This is a genomic window from Enterobacter cloacae complex sp. 385G4 (assembly GCF_057320665.1).
The window spans coordinates 431,824-450,676 of record NZ_JBXWDD010000001.1 but is presented as its reverse complement, the minus strand read 5'-3'; the positions used below and the strand labels follow the sequence as shown (position 1 = coordinate 450,676).

The following is an 18,853-nucleotide window of genomic DNA, read 5'->3' as shown; positions in this document are numbered from 1 at the left end:
TTATTTCCCCGTAAAGTTAGGCGCGCGCTTCGCGAGGAAAGCGCTGACGCCCTCGCGGTAGTCGTCGCTGCGACCGGCCAGACGCTGATAGTCGCGCTCCAGGTCAAGCTGCGCGTCGAGGGTGTTGGTTTCCGCAGCATTGATCGCCTGCTTGATCAGGCCCAGGCCGAAGGTCGGCTGCGAGGCAAAGTGCAGCGCCATTTGCTGCGCCGTGGCGGAGAGCTGGTCGTCGTCCACCACCTGCCAGATCATCCCCCACGCCTGCGCCTGCTCGGCGCTGAGTTTGTCCCCGAGCAGCGCCAGCCCCATGGCGCGGGCGCGTCCGGCCACGCGCGGCAGCAGCCACGTGCCGCCGCAGTCCGGCACCAGGCCGAGCTTGCTGAAGGCCATCACGAAGTTGGCCGACCGGGCGGCAATCACCATGTCACAGCCGAGCGCCAGCGTAGCTCCCGCGCCAGCCGCCACCCCGTTAACCGCGCAGATGACCGGCTTCGGCAGCTTTGCGAGGCGGCGCACCAGCGGGTTGTAGAAGGTTTCCACGGACATCCCCAGATCCGGCGCCGGGCCGTTGGGGTCGACGTTACGGTCGTTCAGATCCTGACCGGCGCAGAACCCGCGTCCTGCCCCGGTGATCAGCAGGCAGCGGATGGCGTCATCGCGCTCGGCCTGCTTCAGGCACTCGGCAAGCTGCTGGTGCATCACGTCGTTAAAGCTGTTCAGACGCTCCGGACGGTTCAGCGTAATGGTCATTACGCCCTGTTCTACGTGACTGAGAATAAATTCCACAATTAGCGTCCTTTAAAGTCGGGGGTGCGTTTTTGTAAGAAGGCGTCGATACCTTCCCGGCGGTCTTCGGTGGCGGAAAGCAGCGTAAACAGCTGGCGCTCCTGCGCGAGCCCGGCCTGCAACGGCACCTCCTGCGACTGCCGCAGCGCCTGCTTCGCCGCCTGCAGCGCCAGCGGAGAGTGGCGCGCCATCAGCGCCGCCTGCTTCAGGGCGTACTCTAGTGTCAGAGACGCCGGGAAGAGATCGCTCACCAGCCCGGCGCTCAGCGCCTGCTCTGCGGTAATACTCTCGCCGGTCAGCACCATTTTGCTGGCCAGGGATTTACCGACGCTGCGGATAAGACGCTGGGTGCCGCCCGCGCCGGGCATGATGCCCAGCGTGATTTCCGGCAGGCCGAAACGGGCGTTATCGCCAGCAATGATCACGTCGCACAGCAGCGCCAGCTCGCAGCCTGCGCCCAGCGCGAAGCCGTTCACGGCAGCAATCAGCGGTTTGTTAAACGCGTTAATGCGCGCCCATAGCTGCGGGCGGATATCGTTCAGGGTGGCGGGCAGGTCCTTCTCCGCCATTTCGTTGAGATCGGCCCCGGCGGCAAAGCAGCGCTCGCTGCCGTAAATCACGCAGACGGCGATATCGGCATCCACGGCGGCAGCCTCAAGCTGTTCCGCAAGCTGCGCCAGCAGCGCATTGTTAAGGGCGTTGCGCGCCGCCGGACGGTTCAGCGTCAGCTGCAGCACGCGGCCATGACGGGTAACAATCAGTTCGCTCATGCCATCCCCTTCGCGTCAAAGTCGACAATCACGTCGGCGGTTAACGGCAGCGACTGACAGCTCAGTACGTACCCGGCGGCCAGCTCGTCCGGCTCCAGGCTGTAGTTGGTTGCCATGTCCACCTTGCCGCGCAGCACTTTGCATTTGCAGGTGGCGCACACGCCCCCCTTGCAGGCATACGGAAGATCCGCCCCCTGCCGCAGGGCGGCATCAAGAATGCTTTCGTCGTCCGCCGTCAGGGTGATTTCACGGTCGCGCCCGTCCTGGCGCACGGTCACTTTTTGACCTTCCGCCTGCACGTGCACCGCGCGCTTAACGGTGATTCCGGAGGTGTTAAAGCGCTCAAGGTGAATGGATCTTTCCGGCATCCCCAGCGCTTTCAGCGTCGCTTCGGCGTCGTCCATCATCGCCGACGGGCCGCAGATAAAGGCCTCGTCATACTGGCGGAAGTTGATCAGGTTTTTCGCCAGCGCCTGCAGCTTTTCCCCGTCGATGCGGCCATAGAGCAGGTCGCTGTCCAGCCGCTCCTGGCTGAAGATGGAAAGCAGCTGCAGCCGCTGCGGGTATTTGTCCTTCAGGTCCGCCAGCGCCTGGCGGAACATCATGCTCTGGCTGCTGCGGTTGCCGTAAATCAGAGTGAAATGGCTGTTGGATTCGGTCGAAAGCGTGGCGGAGATAATCGCCAGCATCGGGGTGATCCCGGAGCCTGCGGCAATTGCCAGGTAGTGGCCTTCACGTTCAGGCTGCGGCTGGTAGCCAAACTGCCCTTGAGGAACCATCACCTCCAGCGCCATGCCCGCTTTGATCTCATCCCGGGCATAGCGGGAGAAGCGCCCACCGTCGATGGCTTTGACCGCCACGCTGATCTCACCCGGTGCGGTGCTGCGGCAGATGGAGTAGCAGCGGCGCAGTTCGTCTTCGCCCAGCGTCGTTTTCAGGGTCAGGTGCTGGCCGGGGCGGAAGCGGTAGGCCTCCTGCAACGCCTGCGGCACCGCGAAGGTGATGGTTACCGCGTCGCGGGTTTCGGGTTCCACTTTTGCCACTGTTAATGAATGAAACGTTGTCATGGCAGCCTCAAATACATTTGAAATAGTCGAAGGGCTCGCGGCAGGTATTGCAGCGGTAGAGCGCTTTGCAGGCCGTCGAGCCAAATTCACTGATAAGGGAGGTGTCGGTGCTGGCGCAGCGCGGGCAGCTCACCTCTGCCGGGGCGTGCGCGTGGCAGCTGTGACCAACGGGTGGGCTGATGCCGTACGCCCGCAGGCGCTCGCGCGCGTCGGCGGTCATCCAGTCGGTAGTCCAGGCGGGTTCAAGCTGGAGCACGATGTGCACGGGAGTGAAGCCGTGCGCGGTCATCGCCTCTCGGATTGCCCCCAGCAGGTGTTCCGTTGCCGGGCAGCCCGAGTAGGTTGGCGTGAAGCCAATCACCCAGCCTTCACCCTGCGCCTTCACGCTGCGCACCATGCCTAAATCGGTGATGGTTAACACCGGCACTTCCGGATCGGGGATCTGGCTTAACAGCGACCAGATCTGCGGAATTTGCGCAGGCGCGATGTCGACGAGGCGTTGCATAGCGTTCTCCTTTACCACTGCTGACCGGGATACGCGCGCTGGAGATACTGCATTTCCGCCAGCATCGGACCCAGATGTTCGGTATGAAGCCCCTTCTTGCCCCCGGTGCGGTACGCCACCTCTGCGGGAACCTGCAGACAGGCTTCTTTCAGACCAGCAAACACTTCGCTTTCCCACGGCTGGCGCAGGGTTCGCGGATCCACCGCCACGCCGGCGTCAATCAGCTCAAGCTCGACCTCATCGGCGTCAAACAGCTCCGCTGTAAAACGCCACAGGCTGTCGATGGCCTGCTGCATTTTTTGCGCGGAGGTTTCGGTCCCGTCGCCCAGCCGCACCAGCCAGCCGCGGCTAAAGCGCAGGTGGTAGCGCGCCTCTTTGATCGCTTTGGCGGCGATGGCAGCAAGCTGGCCGTCGCGGCTCTGAGTCAGACGTTCGTACAGCGCCACGTTCCAGGCATCCATCAGGTACTGGCGGGCAATCGTGTCGGCGAAGCTGCCGTTCGGCTGCTCCACCAGCAGGACGTTGCGGAACTGGCGCTCGTCGCGGCCAAACGCCAGCGTGTCTTCATCGCCCTGGCCTTCTAATTCCGCGGCATAGGTCAGGAAATTGCGCGCCTGCCCCAGCAGGTCGAGGCCGATATTGGCGAGCGCGAGGTCAATTTCCAGTTCAGGCGCGTGGCCGCACCAGGCGCCGAGACGCTGGGAAAGTACCAGTCCGTTATCGCCCAGACGCAGGGCATAGGCAGTCACTGAGTTCATTCTTTGCCTCACATATGCTCGATGCCGTCGGGGATGGTGTAGAACGTCGGATGGCGGTAAACCTTGCTTTCCGCTGGGTCGAAGAACTCGCCGCTCTCTTCTGGCTGGGAGGCCACAATTTCACTCGCCTTCACCACCCAGATAGAACAGCCTTCGCTGCGGCGGGTGTAGGCATCACGGGCATTTTCCAGCGCCATGCGATCGTCGGCGGCATGCAGGCTGCCCACATGACGGTGGGATAACCCTTGTTTGCTGCGTACGAACACTTCGTACAGCGGCCAGTAGACATTGCTCATGGTTATTTCCTCTTATGCGGCCTGACGGGTACGTTGTTTTTCGGCGTGCGCCAGCGCGGCTTCCCGCACCCACGCCCCGTCGTCCCAGGCTTTGCGTTTCGCGGCCAGACGTTCGTGGTTACAGATGCCGCGCCCGTTAATGACCTCGTCAAACTCCTGCCAGTCGATCTCGCCGAAGCGGTAGTGACCGCTCTCTTCATCGAAACGCAGGTCCGGATCCGGCACCGTCATGCCGAGCATCTCCACCTGCGGCACCGTGTTGTCGACAAAGCGCTGGCGCAGCTCGTCGTTGCCAAAGCGTTTGATTTTCCAGGCAAGGCTGCGGGCGCTGTTCGGCGAGTTGTCGTCGTTCGGCCCGAACATCATCAGCGCCGGCCACCAGAAGCGGTTGATGGCGTCCTGCAGCATCTGACGCTGATCCTCACTGCCCTGCGCCAGCGCCATGCAGGCTTCAAAGCCCTGACGCTGGTGGAAGCTCTCTTCTTTACAGATTTTCACCATCGCCCGGGCATACGGGCCGTAGGAGGTACGGCACAGCGCCACCTGGTTAACGATGGCCGCCCCGTCCACCAGCCAGCCGATCACGCCGATATCGGCCCAGCTCAGGGTCGGATAGTTGAAGATGGAGGAGTATTTCATCTTGCCGTCGAGCATCTTCTGGTAGATATCTTCCCGCGCGCAGCCCAGCGTTTCCGCCGCGCTGTAGAGGTAAAGCCCGTGTCCGGCTTCGTCCTGCACTTTCGCCAGCAGGATCGCTTTTCGGCGCAGCGTCGGCGCGCGGGCTATCCAGTTCCCTTCCGGGAGCATGCCGACAATTTCGGAGTGCGCGTGCTGACCAATCTGGCGGATCAGCGTTTTACGGTAGGCTTCCGGCATCCAGTCCTGAGGCTCAATCGCCGTCTCCTGCGCTATGCGCTGCTCAAACCGTTGTTCTTGCGTCACGCCATCACCTTTATGATTCGTTAGTTTGCAAATCAAAGCGAAATATTGAATCACTTTGTTTTTTAAAAGTTACACAAAGGTTAAATACAACCCCAAGAATTGTTTCCCTGTTTTGTGATGTTGCTCGCAAGGCTTTCACTCCAGGCCTTTTACAAAGCGCCTTTACGCGACGCGATTCGGCAAGTCAGATCACAACGTTAACAATTCATTAAAAACACAGCTTGATTTTTATGATTCGCGATCAAACTATTAATGGTGAAATCACGAAACATTTGGAGATAAGCGATGCAGCAGTTAGCCAGCTTCTTGTCCGGTACCTGGCAGTCTGGCCGGGGCCGCGAACGCGCGATTCATCACGCCATCAGCGGCGAAGCACTCTGGGAAGTGACCAGCGAAGGGCTGGACATGGCGGCCGCCCGTCGCTATGCCATTGAGCATGGGGGCGAGGCATTGCGCGCCATGACCTTTATTGAACGTGCCGCCATGCTGAAAGCGGTGGCGAAACACCTGCTCGGCGAAAAAGAGGCGTTTTATGCCCTGTCCGCCCAGACGGGCGCGACGAAGGCGGACAGCTGGGTCGATATTGAAGGCGGCATCGGCACCCTCTTCACATACGCCAGCCTGGGCAGCCGCGAGCTGCCGGACGACACGCTGTGGCCGGAAGATGAGCTAATCCCGCTGTCGAAAGAAGGCGGCTTTGCGGCGCGCCACGTTCTGACCTCGAAATCCGGCGTGGCGGTACACATCAACGCCTTCAACTTCCCCTGCTGGGGAATGCTGGAAAAACTCGCGCCGACCTGGCTTGCCGGGATGCCCGCCATCATCAAGCCCGCCACCGCTACCGCGCAGGTGACGCAGGCGATGGTCAAATCCATCGTGGACAGCGGACTGGTGCCGGACGGCGCCATCAGCCTGATTTGCGGCGGCGCGGGCGATCTGCTCGACCAACTCGACAGCCAGGACGTGGTGACCTTTACCGGCTCCGCCAGCACCGGACAGAGCCTGCGCGTGCACCCGAATATTGTGGCGAATTCGATTCCGTTCACCATGGAAGCCGACTCCCTGAACTGCTGCGTGTTGGGTGAAGACGTCACGCCGGAGCAGCCGGAGTTTGCCCTGTTCATTCGGGAAGTGGTCCGCGAAATGACCGCCAAGGCCGGGCAGAAATGTACCGCCATTCGCCGGATTATCGTCCCGCAAAGCCAGGTTGATGCCGTCAGCCAGGCGCTGATTGCCCGTCTGGAAAAGGTGGTAATGGGCGACCCGGCGCAGGAAGGGGTGAAGATGGGGGCGCTGGTCAACGCTGAACAGCGCGCAGACGTGCAGGAGAAAGTGGATCGGCTGGTCGCCGCAGGCTGCCAGATCCGTCTGGGCGGCAAAGCGGATTTGCAGGCCGCGGGGGCGTTCTTCCCGCCGACCCTGCTGTTCTGCCCGCAGCCGGATGAAACCCCGGCGGTGCACGATACCGAAGCCTTCGGCCCGGTCGCCACGCTGATGCCGTATCGCAGTGCAGAGCACGCCATGCAGCTTGCCCGCGCGGGCGGCGGCAGCCTGGCGGGGACGCTTGTCACCGCAGACCTGAACATTGCCCGCCAGTTTATTGCCGGCGCGGCGCGCGCCCACGGGCGTATTCAGATCCTTAACGAAGAATCATCAAAAGAGTCTACCGGCCACGGCTCCCCGCTTCCTCAGCTAATGCACGGCGGCCCTGGCCGCGCGGGCGGCGGCGAAGAGCTGGGCGGCCTGCGCGCGGTGAAGCACTACCTGCAGCGCACCGCGATTCAGGGTAGCCCGACGATGCTGGCCGCCATCGGTAAACAGTGGGTGCGTGGCGCAGCGGTGCAGGAAGATCGCGTCCATCCGTTCCGTAAATACTTTGAGGAACTGCAGCCGGGCGACAGCCTGCTGACGCCGCGCCGCACGCTGACGGAGGCGGACATCGTCAATTTTGCCTGCCTGAGCGGTGACCACTTCTACGCCCATATGGACAAGATCGGGGCGGCAGAGTCGATCTTTGGCGAACGCGTGGTTCACGGCTACTTCCTGATCTCCGCCGCGGCGGGACTGTTCGTTGATGCAGGCGTCGGGCCGGTGATTGCCAACTACGGCATGGAAAACCTGCGCTTTATCGAGCCGGTCAAGCCGGGCGACACGATCCAGGTGCGTCTGACCTGCAAGCGCAAAACGCTGAAGAAACAGCGTAACGCCGAGGAAAAACCGACCGGCGTGGTGGAGTGGGCGGTTGAAATCTTCAACCAGCACCAGCAGGCCGTGGCGCTCTACTCCATCCTGACGCTGGTGGCGCGCCAGCGGGGTGATTTCAGCTAACGTTCTCCCTCATCCTGACCCTCTCCCCAACGGGGAGAGGAGATTGCTCTGCACGACCTGTGATTTATCTCAGCGCCTTTTTTAACCTGGCAAGACCAACAAATAACCTGGCAGATGCAGGCAAACGCTTTTCTCAGGCGCCTGTCAGGATAAGGCTGTCACAACACAATAAACCCTAAAAACACAACAAGATGAGGTCTACGATGGGAAGCAATTCTTCTTTTTCTGCCCGTAGAACGGCACTGGCTATGGCCGTTGCGCTCTGTTGCGCCTGGCAATCCCCTGCTTTCGCCCACGGCAGCGAGGCGCATATGGTCCCGATGGACAAAACACTGCAGGATTTTGGCGCGGACGTTCAGTGGGATGATTACGCACAGATGTTCACCATTGCGAAAGACGGCGCCTTCGTGAAGGTCAAACCGGGCGCAAAGACGGCCATCGTCAACGGTCACACCCTCAAGCTTGAAGTGCCGGTAGTGATGAAGGACAAAAAAGCCTTTATCTCAGAGACCTTCATCAACGATGTTTTCCAGTCTGGTCTTGACCAGACCTTCCAGGTTGAAAAACGCCCTCACCCGCTAAACGCGCTGACGGCGGACGAAATTAAGCAGGCTGTCGGGGTTGTGAAAGCCTCTGCGGATTTTAAACCCAATACCCGCTTTACCCAGATCGCCCTTGCGGAACCAGAGAAAGCCAAAGTGTGGGACTTTGTGCTCAACGGTACGGCAGTGGACGCCCCTCGCCAGGCAAAGATCGTCATGCTCGACGGCAAGCACGTTATCGAAAGCGTAGTGGACCTGAAGGATAAAAAAATCCTGCGCTGGGAGCCGGTGAAGGACGCGCACGGCATGGTGCTACTGGATGATTTCACCGCGGTTCAGCAGATCATTAACGAGAGCCCGGAGTTTGCCGGGGTGCTTAAAAAACACGGCATCACCGACCCGAAAAAAGTGATCACCACGCCGCTTACCGTCGGCTACTTCGACGGTAAAGACGGCCTGAAGCAGGAAGATCGCCTGCTTAAGGTGGTGAGCTATCTGGACGTCGGCGACGGCAACTACTGGGCCCACCCGATCGAGAACCTCGTGGCCGTGGTTGATCTTGAGCAGAAAAAAATTCAGAAGATTGAAGAAGGTGCCGTTGTGCCGGTTCCGATGACTCCGCACCCCTATGACGGCCGCGACCGTGTCGAGACGCCGAAAAAGCCGCTCGACATCATTGAGCCGGAAGGCAAGAACTACACCATTACCGGCGACATGGTGCACTGGCAGAACTGGGATTTCCACCTGAGCCTGGATTCCCGCGTCGGCCCGATGATTTCGACCGTCACGTATAACGACAACGGGAAAAAGCGTCAGGTGATGTATCAGGGATCGCTCGGCGGCATGATTGTCCCGTACGGCGATCCGGACGTGGGCTGGTACTTCAAGGCCTATCTCGACTCCGGCGACTACGGCATGGGCACCCTGACCTCGCCGCTGGTGCGCGGTAAAGACGTGCCGTCCAACGCCGTGATGCTCAACGAAACCATCCCGGACTACACCGGCACGCCGATGGAGATCCCACGCGCGATCGCCATTTTCGAACGCTACGCGGGGCCAGAATATAAACATCAGGAGATGGGCAAGCCGAACGTCAGCGCCGAACGCCGCGAGCTGGTGGTGCGCTGGGTGAGTACCGTGGGCAACTACGATTACATCTTCGACTGGGTGTTCCACGAAAACGGCACCATCGGCATTGACGCCGGTGCAACGGGTATCGAGGCGGTGAAAGGCGTGCAGGCGAAAACCATGCATGACGCCACCGCCAAAGACGACACAAAGTACGGCACGCTGATCGATCATAATATCGTGGGCACCACGCACCAGCACATCTATAACTTCCGTCTTGATATGGACGTGGACGGCATCAACAACAAGCTGGTGGCGATGGACCCGGAAGTGAAGCCGAATACCGCCGGCGGCCCGCGCACCAGCACCATGCAGGTGAACCAGTATGACATTGATACCGAACAGCAGGCGGCGCAGAAGTTTGACCCAGGCACCATCCGACTGCTGAGCAACACCAGCAAGGAGAACCGCATGGGCAACCCGGTCTCGTACCAGATTATCCCTTACGCGGGCGGTACCCATCCGGTGGCGACAGGCGCGAAATTTGCCCCGGACGAGTGGATCTACCATCGTCTGAGCTTTATGGATAAACAGCTGTGGGTGACGCGTTACCACCCGGACGAGCTGTATCCGGAAGGGAAATTCCCTAACCGCTCCATCCACGACACAGGCCTCGGACAATACAGCAAGGATAACGAATCGCTGAACAACCAGGATGACGTGGTGTGGATGACCACCGGCACCACCCACGTCGCACGCGCGGAAGAGTGGCCGATCATGCCGACGGAATGGGTGCATACCCTGCTCAAACCGTGGAACTTCTTCGACGAGACGCCAACGCTCGGGAAGAAAAAAGACGAAAAATAACCACCCGCCGGGCAATTGCCCGGTTTTTTTTGCCCTGACGTTTGAGGATCGCCCTCGCTTGCTTATAGTTACTGATATATCACCTGCATGATTTTTCCCCCGGACGGGAAAGGGCTTTATGGAAAAAAGAAAAAAACCGACGCTGGAACGGGCAACCTGGCCGACGCGCCACGCCATGGTTATGCACGGGCTGGCGATGAACCTGCCCTGGCTGGCTTTCGTCAACATCAGCTTCGCCGTGATGATTCTGCTGCGCCATGTTCTGCTTAACGCCAGCGATCCCCTTTATCCCCACTTGCCGCATATGATGAAAATGGTCGACGCTTCGATGCTCGGCATTATTATCCTCTCGGCTGCACTGATCCTTATGGGCTGGCGGCGCATCGCCGGTATCAGCGTAGTGCTGTGTATCTGTAGCGCTATCTGGTCGATATCATGCTTCTGGTTCATCACCGATTTACTGCTGCCCCACGTCTGGCCGCTGTGCGTTATTTTATTACTCGCTGGGTTAACGGCCCTCTACTTTTACCCTGTGGGGTTGCTCGCCTTCGTGCTCCCGCTCTGGATAACCTTGCCGATTGCAAGCTGGGTACTGAATGATGGCCTTAATCTTCACTTCGTTATCATCTGGAGCGTCTTTTCGCTGATCCTGATCTGCGGGCGCTTCATCCTCTTAAGCTGGTTTGACGAGGCCTGGCGACGTAACCAGCAAAACCAGCTGCTGATCTCACGACTGGATGCGCTGGCGCATCAGGATCCGTTAACCACAACCGCCAACCGCCGGAAGATGGAGGTGGTGCTGGAGAACGCGGTTGAGCAGAAGAAACCGTTCTCGCTGATTATGCTGGATATTGACTATTTCAAACGCTACAACGACACCTACGGTCACCAGGCGGGTGACGACTGTCTGACGCGCGTGGCGCGGGTATTGAAGCAGTCAGTGCGAACGCCCGACGATGTGGTGTCACGCTACGGCGGCGAGGAGTTTGTGGTGATCCTGTTTAACTGCCCGGAAAATATCGCGGAAAAAGTTGCGGTACGCATTCAGGACGGCCTGCGCGCGGAGTCGATACCGCACAGCGCGTCATCCGTCAGCGATCGTGTCACCGTGAGTATGGGGATTGCGGGCATGGTCGAGGGGCTTGCGGGTACCGAGATTATTGCCCGCGCCGATGCGGCGCTGTACCGGGCGAAAGAGGCCGGGCGGGATCGGTGGTCGCTGTAAATAAAGCCGGGTGGCGGCTACGCCTTACCCGGCTTGTTTTTTAATACCGCACGCAAACCGACTTGGTTTCGCACCAGCCGTCCAGCCAGTCCGGGCCAAAATCACGTCCGGTGCCGGACTGCTTCATCCCACCGAACGGCAGGTTGGCGTCAATCAGCGTATGGCTGTTCACCCACACGGTGCCCGCCTGCAGCCGGTCGGTGTACTCCAGCGCCTTGCTGATATTCTGCGTCCAGACGCTGGCCGTCAGGCCATATTCGGTGTCGTTCGCCAGCTGGAGCGCCTCTTCCCCGTCGGCGACGCGTACCAGGTTGACCACCGGACCAAACACCTCTTCTCGGGTTAACCGCAGCGCGGAATCCGGGTTCACCACCAGCGTAGGCGACACGTAATAGCCTTTGCCCTCCGGACCGCGGTTACCGACGATCAGCTCCGCGTTGCGGGACGTCGCTTCGTCGAGGAAGGTCTGCACCTTATCGCTGTGGGCGCGCGACACCAGCGGGTTGATAAACGCCTCCGGCGACATGCCCGGCCCGACGCTCAGGGATTTCACCGCCTGTTCGAACCCGCTCACCAGCGTGTCAAACAGCGGGGCTTCAATGTAGATGCGCGAGCTCGCCGCGCACACCTGCCCCTGGTTCAGGAAGCTGCCGGTCATTAATCCTTCTATCACCCACGCGGGGTCCGCATCCTTCAGCACGATGGCCGGGTTTTTCCCGCCCAGCTCCAGGGTCACCCCGGTTAGCGTGTCCGCCGCCGCGCGGGCAATTTGCTTACCCGTTGCCGTTGAGCCGGTAAAGCTCACCTTCGCAATATCCGGGTGCGAGGTCAGCGCTGCGCCACACACCGCGCCGCTGCCGGTTACTACGTTGAACACCCCGTCCGGGATGCCCGCTTCGCTGGCCAGCTCCGCCACGCGCAGCAGGGTTAGCGGCGTGGTTTCAGACGGCTTAATGACGATAGAGCAGCCCGCGGCCAGCGCTGGCATCACTTTCCACATCCCGATCATCAGCGGGAAGTTCCAGGGCACAATCCCGGCCACCACACCAACCGGCTCCTTACGCGTCCACGCCTGGTAGCGCGCACCCTGCGGCAGCGGGATGGAAAGATCGAGGGTTTTGCCCGCAATTTTGGTGGTCAGCCCGGCGGTATAGCGCATCCAGTTGAGGGTGCAGCCCACTTCAAAAGCCCGGGAGATGTTAATTGATTTGCCCTGCTCCAGCGTTTCAAGCTGGGCCAGCTCCTCGCCGTGCTGTTCGACCAGATCGGCGAAATGGAGCAGGATCCGCTCGCGCTCCGCCGGTAATTTTCCGGCCCAGGTGCGGGCCACAAAGGCGCGCCAGCCGGACATAACGGCCCGGTCAACGTCATCGACGCTGGCATCGGCGGTCGAGGCAATCACCTCGCCCGTGGCCGGGTTGTAGACGTTCAGCCGCTTTTCGCTGTCCGACGCGGCCTGACGCCCTTCAATCCACAGGCCGTGGTGTCGGTCTAAAAACTGCTGCACGGCAGGCAGAACAGCCACCTGTGATTCAGACATAGGATACTCCTTCGTTATTCTTCGCAGGGTGTTCATCCAGTCTATGTGGGGTTTTGCATTCTCGCTTTTGTCTCTGTGACATTCGCTTTGCCACCTGTGACAGGTGCCGCAAATCGCGATAATCGCCGCTTATATCGCTGTTACCGGTGAGTGTTCTTTCCTATAGTCAGCCTCATAGCTCTGACAAAATGCAACACAAATGCAACAATGCGAAAACGTTGACGGTGCAGCGAGAGAAACGATGGCGTGTGCAAGCGAGCAGGAACAGTATCAGCAGTGGCTGGCGCAAATTAACCAGGTTTGCGGGCGTTTTAACGCCCAGCCCACCGAGGGAAAGTTCTACGGCGAGCTGGAGACCAGCTACGCGCGCAGCCTGAAGCTCAGTACCGTCACCGCCGGCGGCGTTAACCTGTTCCGCTCCCGACGAGAGATCGCACAGAGTAATGATGCCTGGTTCTACACCGTCTTCCAGCTTGAAGGCAGCGCGCAAATTGAGCAGGATGAGCGTCGCGCGGTGCTCAGAACCGGGGATATCACGCTGATTGACGCCTCTCGTCCCTGCTCGATCAACTGGCTGGAAAAGTCCCGCCAGATTTCGCTGCTGGTTCCCCGTCAGATTATCGAACAGCAGTGCCGCTTTCAGGAGGTAAGCTGCGCGCTCGCCCTTTCCCGCACCTTACCCACTGTCCAGCTGAGCCATCGCCTGCTGATGGAAAGTATGAACAACCGCGACCTGAGTGACCGGGAGAGTGAAGCGGCGCTTGAGGCGATGGTCTGCCTGCTGCGCCCCGCGTTCCAGCAGCGCGACGTGATTCAGCCGCGCAAGGAGCGCCAGTTTCAGCACGTTGTGGCGCTGATTGATGACCATATTCAGTCTGAATCGCTGCGTCCGGAATGGATTGCCGCTGAGAGCGGAATGTCCGTACGCAGCCTCTACCGCATGTTTGCCGAGAAGGGGCTGGTGGTGGCGCAGTACATTAAAAACCGTCGTCTGGATCTCTGCGCGCAGGAATTGCAGTCAACCGGCGACGATGAAAAGCTGGCGGGCATTGGCTACAGCTGGGGATTCACCGACCATAGCCACTTTTCAACGGCCTTTAAGCAGCGTTTTGGCGTCTCGCCGGGTGAATACCGCAAGCGCTACCGCTAGCTATTTTTTCAGCCACTTACCGTTAATGCCCTTCACGTACTCGCCCGGCTGCGCGCGGGCCACCAGCTTTTGCCCCGCCATTTTCGCCACTTCATCAACCGGCAAATTATTGCTGTCGGCCAGTTTCTGATAGCTCTCCGTGCGCGCCGCGTTAATGCGATTCACCAGCTCCAGCGTTTCGGCATCCTGTTGGATCGGAGCAAGATAGCCGCTCAGGGTTTCCCCCACGCGCCCCTGCGCGCGGGCATCGTTTAAGGTCAGCGCAGCCGCCTGCACGTTTATACTCAGGGCCAGTAAAATCAACGCTAATCGTTTCATGGCATCCTCAGAACAGATCGCTGCGCGATTTCAGCAGGGCTTCAACGTCTTTATCGACCTTGATGTGGATCTCGTGTTCGATTTTGACATTCATATTGATGGTAATCGGCTCCTTTGGCGCAGCGACTTCAATGCGCGGCGTACAGCCGGTCAGTAGCGCGGCAACGGTGAGCGCACCAGCCATCTTTTTCATTGTTGTTCCTCACTTTCCTTGCCAGTCGAACTGCGGAGACCGGGAATCGCCGCGTGTTGCTCAAACCAGGTTTGCAGGTTGTCGCCAAAACGCAGGCTGCGCCACAGGGTAAAGACATTCTCGTCATGGGTGTAGTTCAGATTGACGGAGCTGCTTTTGCCGTCCACGCGGCTGGTCCCCTTGATGGTCGCCTGCATGGTTAATTCACCCAGGTTATCTAAATTGATTCTCGTCCACGACTGCGAAATTTCCATGTAGCGGAGCCAGTTAATCGCTGCGCCCGCGACCATATTATCCTTCACGATGGCGTCTGCCGTATCTTTGTCGATGCGCAGCGTCATTGGCCCCGGGTTGGTCAGCCAGCCATCTTTAATGATCCATTTTTCATTGTCCAGCCAGAACGGCAGCGCCCCGCTCACCGGGCCCGACAGGGTAAACTGCTTCGGGTTGACGGCGCTGATCAGCTCGCTTGAGGAGATATTGTCCACGCGCAGCAGGGCCGGATCGTGCTGCGGCATCCGCAGTTGCTGCATGGTGATCTTCCCGCCGAGCGTTTCTACCTTAACGTTGGTGAGCAGCAGCGGGTTGTCCTCCGTCCAGGGGTAATTCCCCTGCAGGTCCGCGGTAATGTTGCGCGCGGTCACCAGGTTTTCCACTTCGCCAATGCGCAACGTGACCGGGCCGCGCGTGCCCAGGGACCAGGTTCCCTCGCTGAAGCGGAACGGCAGCACAAAATCGACGCCGTTGATCTGGTTGTCCGGCATCCAGGCGCTGCCGGATTTCAGCACGCCGTGTCCGCCCGCCTCAAAGCCCTGATCGGGGGCCGCCGAGAAGGCAACCTGCGCATAGAGTTCTCCGTCACGCAGCGTCATTTTCCAGTCCGGCGGGACCAGCGGCTGGAAGACGGTGAGCGACTGTTTCGGCCACCAGGCCTGCCCGCGAAGGCGCACGCCATCCCAGCGTCCGTTCACCTGTACCGGGCCGATGTTGTCCGCATGGAGGTCGCCCTTAAACTGAAAAACAGTCGGGTCGGTACCGTCGACGCTGAAGGTCAGGACCGAAGGCGGCAATACGCTGCCGCCGGAGAACCGGGTTTGCCCGGCATTCAGCGACAGCGCGCCGCTGAAAGCGGGTTTTTCGGCATCGCGCAGCCAGCGTACAGGCCGATCCAGCACAAGCCGCGGCTTGCTGACCTCCATGGTGCCGTACTGGAGCTTGTCAAAACCGGTGGAGAGCGCCGTCAGCTCAATAAGGTTGTCTCGCCACTCGCCTTTCCCGGCGACATCCCAGCGGGCATGCATCGGCGTAAAACCGCCTTTTCCCCAGTAGCGCCACTGCCACAGGCCGTTATCAGGCAAAAAGTCGTTGGCCTGACCGTCCAGGTGGAGTTCAAAACCGCCCATCTCGTTTTCATGGGCACGCAGAATAGCCTGCAGACGCCCGTCCACGCCCTTCTGGGTGAGCTTCACGCCCGCCAGCGGCCAGCGGATTTCATCGATATCGAGTGAGTCAATAATGCGCCCGCGCGAGCGGAGCAGCGCGCCGGGCTCAAAAGCAAGCTGCGGTTCATACAGGCTGCCGGTCAGTGTGGCGGGCAACTTGGCGTAAAGAATGAGATCGTTTTGCTTCGCCTCGCCGCTCAGATGCAGCGGCATGTTGCTGTTTTCCATGCTGAGCCTGCCGGGCCCAATGTTCAGTACCGCGTTACCTTTACCCGCATCGCCTTGCGTCAACACGTTCAGTCGTCCGGTCAGGGTGGCTTTCTCCAGCCCCTGCTGCCAGTTGTCGGCGCGAAGGGACACCCGCCCGCTCAGCGGCATACCCGAAAGATCCCAGTTCCAGCGCCCGTCGCTGATGTTCAGCTGTTCCGCCGTGATCTGCCACGGCAGGTCGAGAAGCGGATCGGGGTTATCCCTTGCGATCACCACCAGCTGTCCCTGATTGTCTTCCCAGTCGAGATCGGCATCGACCAGAGACGTTAACTGTGGCACGTTAAAGGTCGCGACCGCGTGGCCTTTCACCGGCACGCCGTCCGGCACCAGCGGCAAAGTGAACTCGCCCACCAGCTTAATCGGCTGCGGCTGGTCAGGGAGCTGAACATCGAACTGGCTGACCGAGAGCGTCTGGCCGCGAAGCGTGCCTTTGATGCTGACCTGTTCGCCTCTGTAAGCGATCTCCTGGCTGGAGGGCGTCAGTGACGCATTGAGCTCGCCCTGCCACTGCTGCCAGGGCGAGAGCGTCAGACGGTGAATGGTGAGCCAGGTATTGGGCAACACAGCCTGCCACTGGGCCAGCGTTTTGGGGGCAACCGTTGAGGGTGCAGACTGGGGAATTTTGCTCAGGCAGACGGTGTTAAGATCCAGCGCGCCGATATCCAGTTTCCAGCGGCTCGGATGTGACAGCGTCACGTTATCGATGCGGGCAATTTCGCAGTCTTCCACCAGATAGCGAAGATCGGGGATCACCAGCGCGTGGCGAGTCAGTTTTGGGCTTTCTTCGAAAGCAATGCGCGTCCCGACGGGGAGCCAGATCCCGGCGAGCGTCGGCACCCACTGGGCGAGCGTCATCAGCAGCGTCAGCGGCACCAAAATCAACAGCAGTAAAACCGCAATGGCGGCTTTGTATTTACCCTTCATGGGCAGTTAATGTCCTGATTTTTCGAAAGAATTAAGCCGGCAATGCCGAATATTGTCGCATGTTTGGCGGTTGAGTTGAAGTTAACCCCAAGATAAAGGATAGATGCTGTAAAGAGTATGAGAAAACTTTTTGCTATGCGTAACCTAAAGAACACATTTTAGATTCAGTGGGTTACGCATTATCTCAGACTTAAAAACGGGAAAACACTGCGTAACTAATACCTGTTCCTGGGCATTGCCAATAGGTAGAGCATGGCGAATATCAACGACCCCCAATACACTGAATCGTACCGCCATGGATCAAAATCGATATGTAAAAAACCGCGAACAAACTCATAGCCGTTGGCAAAAACATTAATCTGGATGGCTGCAATCGCTATCACAAACAGCGTATAGGCAATGAACAATGGATATTTACGGAGCCTATTGACCTTGAGTTTTCCAATCAACAGTAAGAAGAAAACCGCAATAGATGCTATAAAATAGTATAAAACAGGCAACATCGGCGCAGATAAGGATAACTCCACTTGTTGCGACATGCATCATTCTCCCTCTTTTCAGAAACTCATCCGGTTCCTAATATCGTCCCATCACATCCGGAAGGATTGCAGTTTTCATACCCTATTGCCATTCTTTCAAGTAATACCGATATGCGTTTTTCGCACCCGTTACCCACTCCGTTTTGCCCAACCTGATTTGAACCGAGTCGCGCCGAAGATTTCTCGTACTAAGAATATCATGGAGTTAGGGTGTATATATGCTCTAGAATAATTGATAGAACTTATTGAATTCAATAATATTTTAGAAATTGTAAGATAATTTTAATCATGCTAACGTGAATGCAAAATCACTGGAGAAAGTCTTATGAAACTCGCGGTATATAGCACAAAGCAGTACGACAAAAAGTATCTGCAACATGTTAACGAAGCTTACGGGTTTGAGCTTGAATTTTTCGACTTTCTGCTGTCCGAAAAAACCGCCAAAACGGCGCACGGCTGTGAAGGCGTCTGCATTTTTGTTAACGATGACGGCAGTCGTCCGGTGCTGGAAGAGTTGAAAAAGCAGGGAGTGAAGTATATCGCCCTGCGCTGCGCCGGCTTCAACAACGTGGATCTCGACGCGGCAAAAGAGCTGGGTCTGAAGGTGGTTCGCGTCCCGGCGTACTCCCCGGAAGCGGTAGCAGAACATGCGATTGGCATGATGATGTCGCTCAACCGTCGTATTCACCGCGCTTATCAGCGTACGCGTGACGCCAACTTCTCGCTGGAAGGGCTGACCGGCTTTACCATGTACGGCAAAACCGCGGGCGTGATCGGCACCGGTAAAATTGGCGTGGCTGCCCTGCGCATTCTGAAAGGCTTCGGCATGCGTCTGCTGGCATTCGATCCGTACCCGAGCGCCGCTGCGCTGGATCTGGGCGTGGAGTACGTCGACCTGCCGACGCTCTTCTCGCAGTCCGACGTGATCTCCCTGCACTGCCCGCTGACGCCGGAAAACTACCACCTGCTTAACCAGGCGGCGTTTGACCAGATGAAAGACGGCGTGATGATCATCAACACCAGCCGCGGCGGTCTGGTGGATTCTCAGGCCGCTATCGAAGCGCTGAAAACCCAGAAGATTGGCGCGCTGGGGATGGACGTGTATGAGAACGAGCGCGATCTGTTCTTTGAGGACAAGTCTAATGACGTCATCCAGGACGACGTGTTCCGTCGCCTCTCAGCCTGCCATAACGTGCTGTTTACCGGACACCAGGCGTTTCTGACCGCCGAAGCGCTGATCAGCATTTCGGAAACCACGCTGGGGAATCTTCAGCAGTTAGAAAAGGGTGAACCGTGCCCTAACGAACTGGCTTAACTGCGACG

General features: G+C 59.0%; 17 protein-coding genes. 5 read left to right on the top strand and 12 right to left on the bottom strand.

Annotation, left to right across the window (positions count from 1 at the left end; translation table 11 throughout):
• From paaG to paaA, 7 genes are read right to left on the bottom strand one after another with little or no spacing between them, the layout of a single operon-like run.
• Entirely contained in the window at positions 1 to 789 is a 789-nt protein-coding gene (paaG, locus tag AC2FAJ_RS02340; RefSeq protein ID WP_041910183.1) for a 2-(1,2-epoxy-1,2-dihydrophenyl)acetyl-CoA isomerase PaaG, read from the bottom strand.
• Positions 789 to 1,556: a 2,3-dehydroadipyl-CoA hydratase PaaF gene (gene paaF / locus AC2FAJ_RS02335; RefSeq protein WP_041910185.1), complete on the bottom strand. Its 768-nt coding sequence runs from the start codon at positions 1,554 to 1,556 to the stop codon at positions 789 to 791. The genes paaG and paaF overlap by 1 nt, the downstream gene beginning before the upstream one ends.
• Entirely contained in the window at positions 1,553 to 2,623 is a 1,071-nt protein-coding gene (gene paaE, locus AC2FAJ_RS02330) for a 1,2-phenylacetyl-CoA epoxidase subunit PaaE (protein ID WP_485453767.1), read from the bottom strand. Before paaE ends, paaF begins: the two co-directional genes overlap by 4 nt.
• 7 nt (positions 2,624 to 2,630) lie before the next feature.
• Positions 2,631 to 3,128, bottom strand: a complete 498-nt coding sequence (paaD, locus tag AC2FAJ_RS02325; protein WP_028013029.1) for a 1,2-phenylacetyl-CoA epoxidase subunit PaaD — start codon at positions 3,126 to 3,128, stop codon at positions 2,631 to 2,633.
• An 11-nt stretch (positions 3,129 to 3,139) separates the two neighbouring features.
• Positions 3,140 to 3,886: a 1,2-phenylacetyl-CoA epoxidase subunit PaaC gene (gene paaC, locus AC2FAJ_RS02320; protein ID WP_047365291.1), complete on the bottom strand. Its 747-nt coding sequence runs from the start codon at positions 3,884 to 3,886 to the stop codon at positions 3,140 to 3,142.
• An 8-nt stretch (positions 3,887 to 3,894) separates the two neighbouring features.
• A complete protein-coding gene (gene paaB / locus AC2FAJ_RS02315; RefSeq protein ID WP_003857353.1) occupies positions 3,895 to 4,182 on the bottom strand; it encodes a 1,2-phenylacetyl-CoA epoxidase subunit PaaB in 288 nt (95 codons plus the stop codon).
• A gap of 12 nt (positions 4,183 to 4,194) precedes the next feature.
• Positions 4,195 to 5,124 (bottom strand): 1,2-phenylacetyl-CoA epoxidase subunit PaaA, encoded by a 930-nt coding sequence (gene paaA / locus AC2FAJ_RS02310; RefSeq protein WP_041910193.1) that lies wholly within the window; start codon positions 5,122 to 5,124, stop codon positions 4,195 to 4,197.
• A 285-nt stretch (positions 5,125 to 5,409) separates the two neighbouring features.
• On the opposite strand from paaA, the gene paaZ reads away from it, so the two are divergent.
• The 3 genes from paaZ to AC2FAJ_RS02295 all read left to right on the top strand — a co-directional run bounded on the left by paaZ (position 5,410) and on the right by AC2FAJ_RS02295 (position 11,154).
• Complete coding sequence (paaZ, locus tag AC2FAJ_RS02305; protein WP_485453766.1) at positions 5,410 to 7,452, top strand: phenylacetic acid degradation bifunctional protein PaaZ; 2,043 nt, start codon at positions 5,410 to 5,412, stop codon at positions 7,450 to 7,452.
• Between the two features lie 203 nt (positions 7,453 to 7,655).
• Entirely contained in the window at positions 7,656 to 9,929 is a 2,274-nt protein-coding gene (gene tynA / locus AC2FAJ_RS02300; protein WP_485453765.1) for a primary-amine oxidase, read from the top strand.
• Positions 9,930 to 10,047: 118 nt separating this feature from the next.
• Positions 10,048 to 11,154: a GGDEF domain-containing protein gene (locus tag AC2FAJ_RS02295; protein ID WP_028013023.1), complete on the top strand. Its 1,107-nt coding sequence runs from the start codon at positions 10,048 to 10,050 to the stop codon at positions 11,152 to 11,154.
• Positions 11,155 to 11,194: 40 nt separating this feature from the next.
• Here the strand turns inward: AC2FAJ_RS02295 and AC2FAJ_RS02290 are convergent, their stop codons facing one another.
• Entirely contained in the window at positions 11,195 to 12,694 is a 1,500-nt protein-coding gene (locus AC2FAJ_RS02290; RefSeq protein ID WP_485453764.1) for an aldehyde dehydrogenase family protein, read from the bottom strand.
• A 241-nt stretch (positions 12,695 to 12,935) separates the two neighbouring features.
• Between AC2FAJ_RS02290 and feaR the strand changes: the two genes are divergently transcribed.
• On the top strand, positions 12,936 to 13,844 hold the full coding sequence (feaR, locus tag AC2FAJ_RS02285) for a transcriptional regulator FeaR (protein ID WP_045630357.1): 909 nt from the start codon (positions 12,936 to 12,938) through the stop codon (positions 13,842 to 13,844).
• Here the strand turns inward: feaR and AC2FAJ_RS02280 are convergent, their stop codons facing one another.
• From AC2FAJ_RS02280 to AC2FAJ_RS02265, 4 genes are all read right to left on the bottom strand, one after another.
• A complete protein-coding gene (locus AC2FAJ_RS02280) occupies positions 13,845 to 14,162 on the bottom strand; it encodes a YdbL family probable chaperone protein (RefSeq protein ID WP_028013020.1) in 318 nt (105 codons plus the stop codon). It lies immediately after the preceding gene.
• Between the two features lie 7 nt (positions 14,163 to 14,169).
• Complete coding sequence (locus tag AC2FAJ_RS02275) at positions 14,170 to 14,355, bottom strand: YnbE family lipoprotein (RefSeq protein ID WP_028013019.1); 186 nt, start codon at positions 14,353 to 14,355, stop codon at positions 14,170 to 14,172.
• Complete coding sequence (locus tag AC2FAJ_RS02270) at positions 14,352 to 16,991, bottom strand: YdbH family protein (RefSeq protein ID WP_060572995.1); 2,640 nt, start codon at positions 16,989 to 16,991, stop codon at positions 14,352 to 14,354. Before AC2FAJ_RS02270 ends, AC2FAJ_RS02275 begins: the two co-directional genes overlap by 4 nt.
• A 215-nt stretch (positions 16,992 to 17,206) precedes the next feature.
• Positions 17,207 to 17,530: a hypothetical protein gene (locus AC2FAJ_RS02265; protein ID WP_047365301.1), complete on the bottom strand. Its 324-nt coding sequence runs from the start codon at positions 17,528 to 17,530 to the stop codon at positions 17,207 to 17,209.
• Positions 17,531 to 17,855: 325 nt separating this feature from the next.
• Between AC2FAJ_RS02265 and AC2FAJ_RS02260 the strand changes: the two genes are divergently transcribed.
• Positions 17,856 to 18,845 carry a 2-hydroxyacid dehydrogenase gene (locus tag AC2FAJ_RS02260; protein WP_028013015.1) on the top strand — a complete coding sequence of 330 codons (990 nt, stop codon included), beginning with the start codon at positions 17,856 to 17,858 and terminating at the stop codon, positions 18,843 to 18,845.
• Positions 18,846 to 18,853 lie beyond the last annotated feature (8 nt).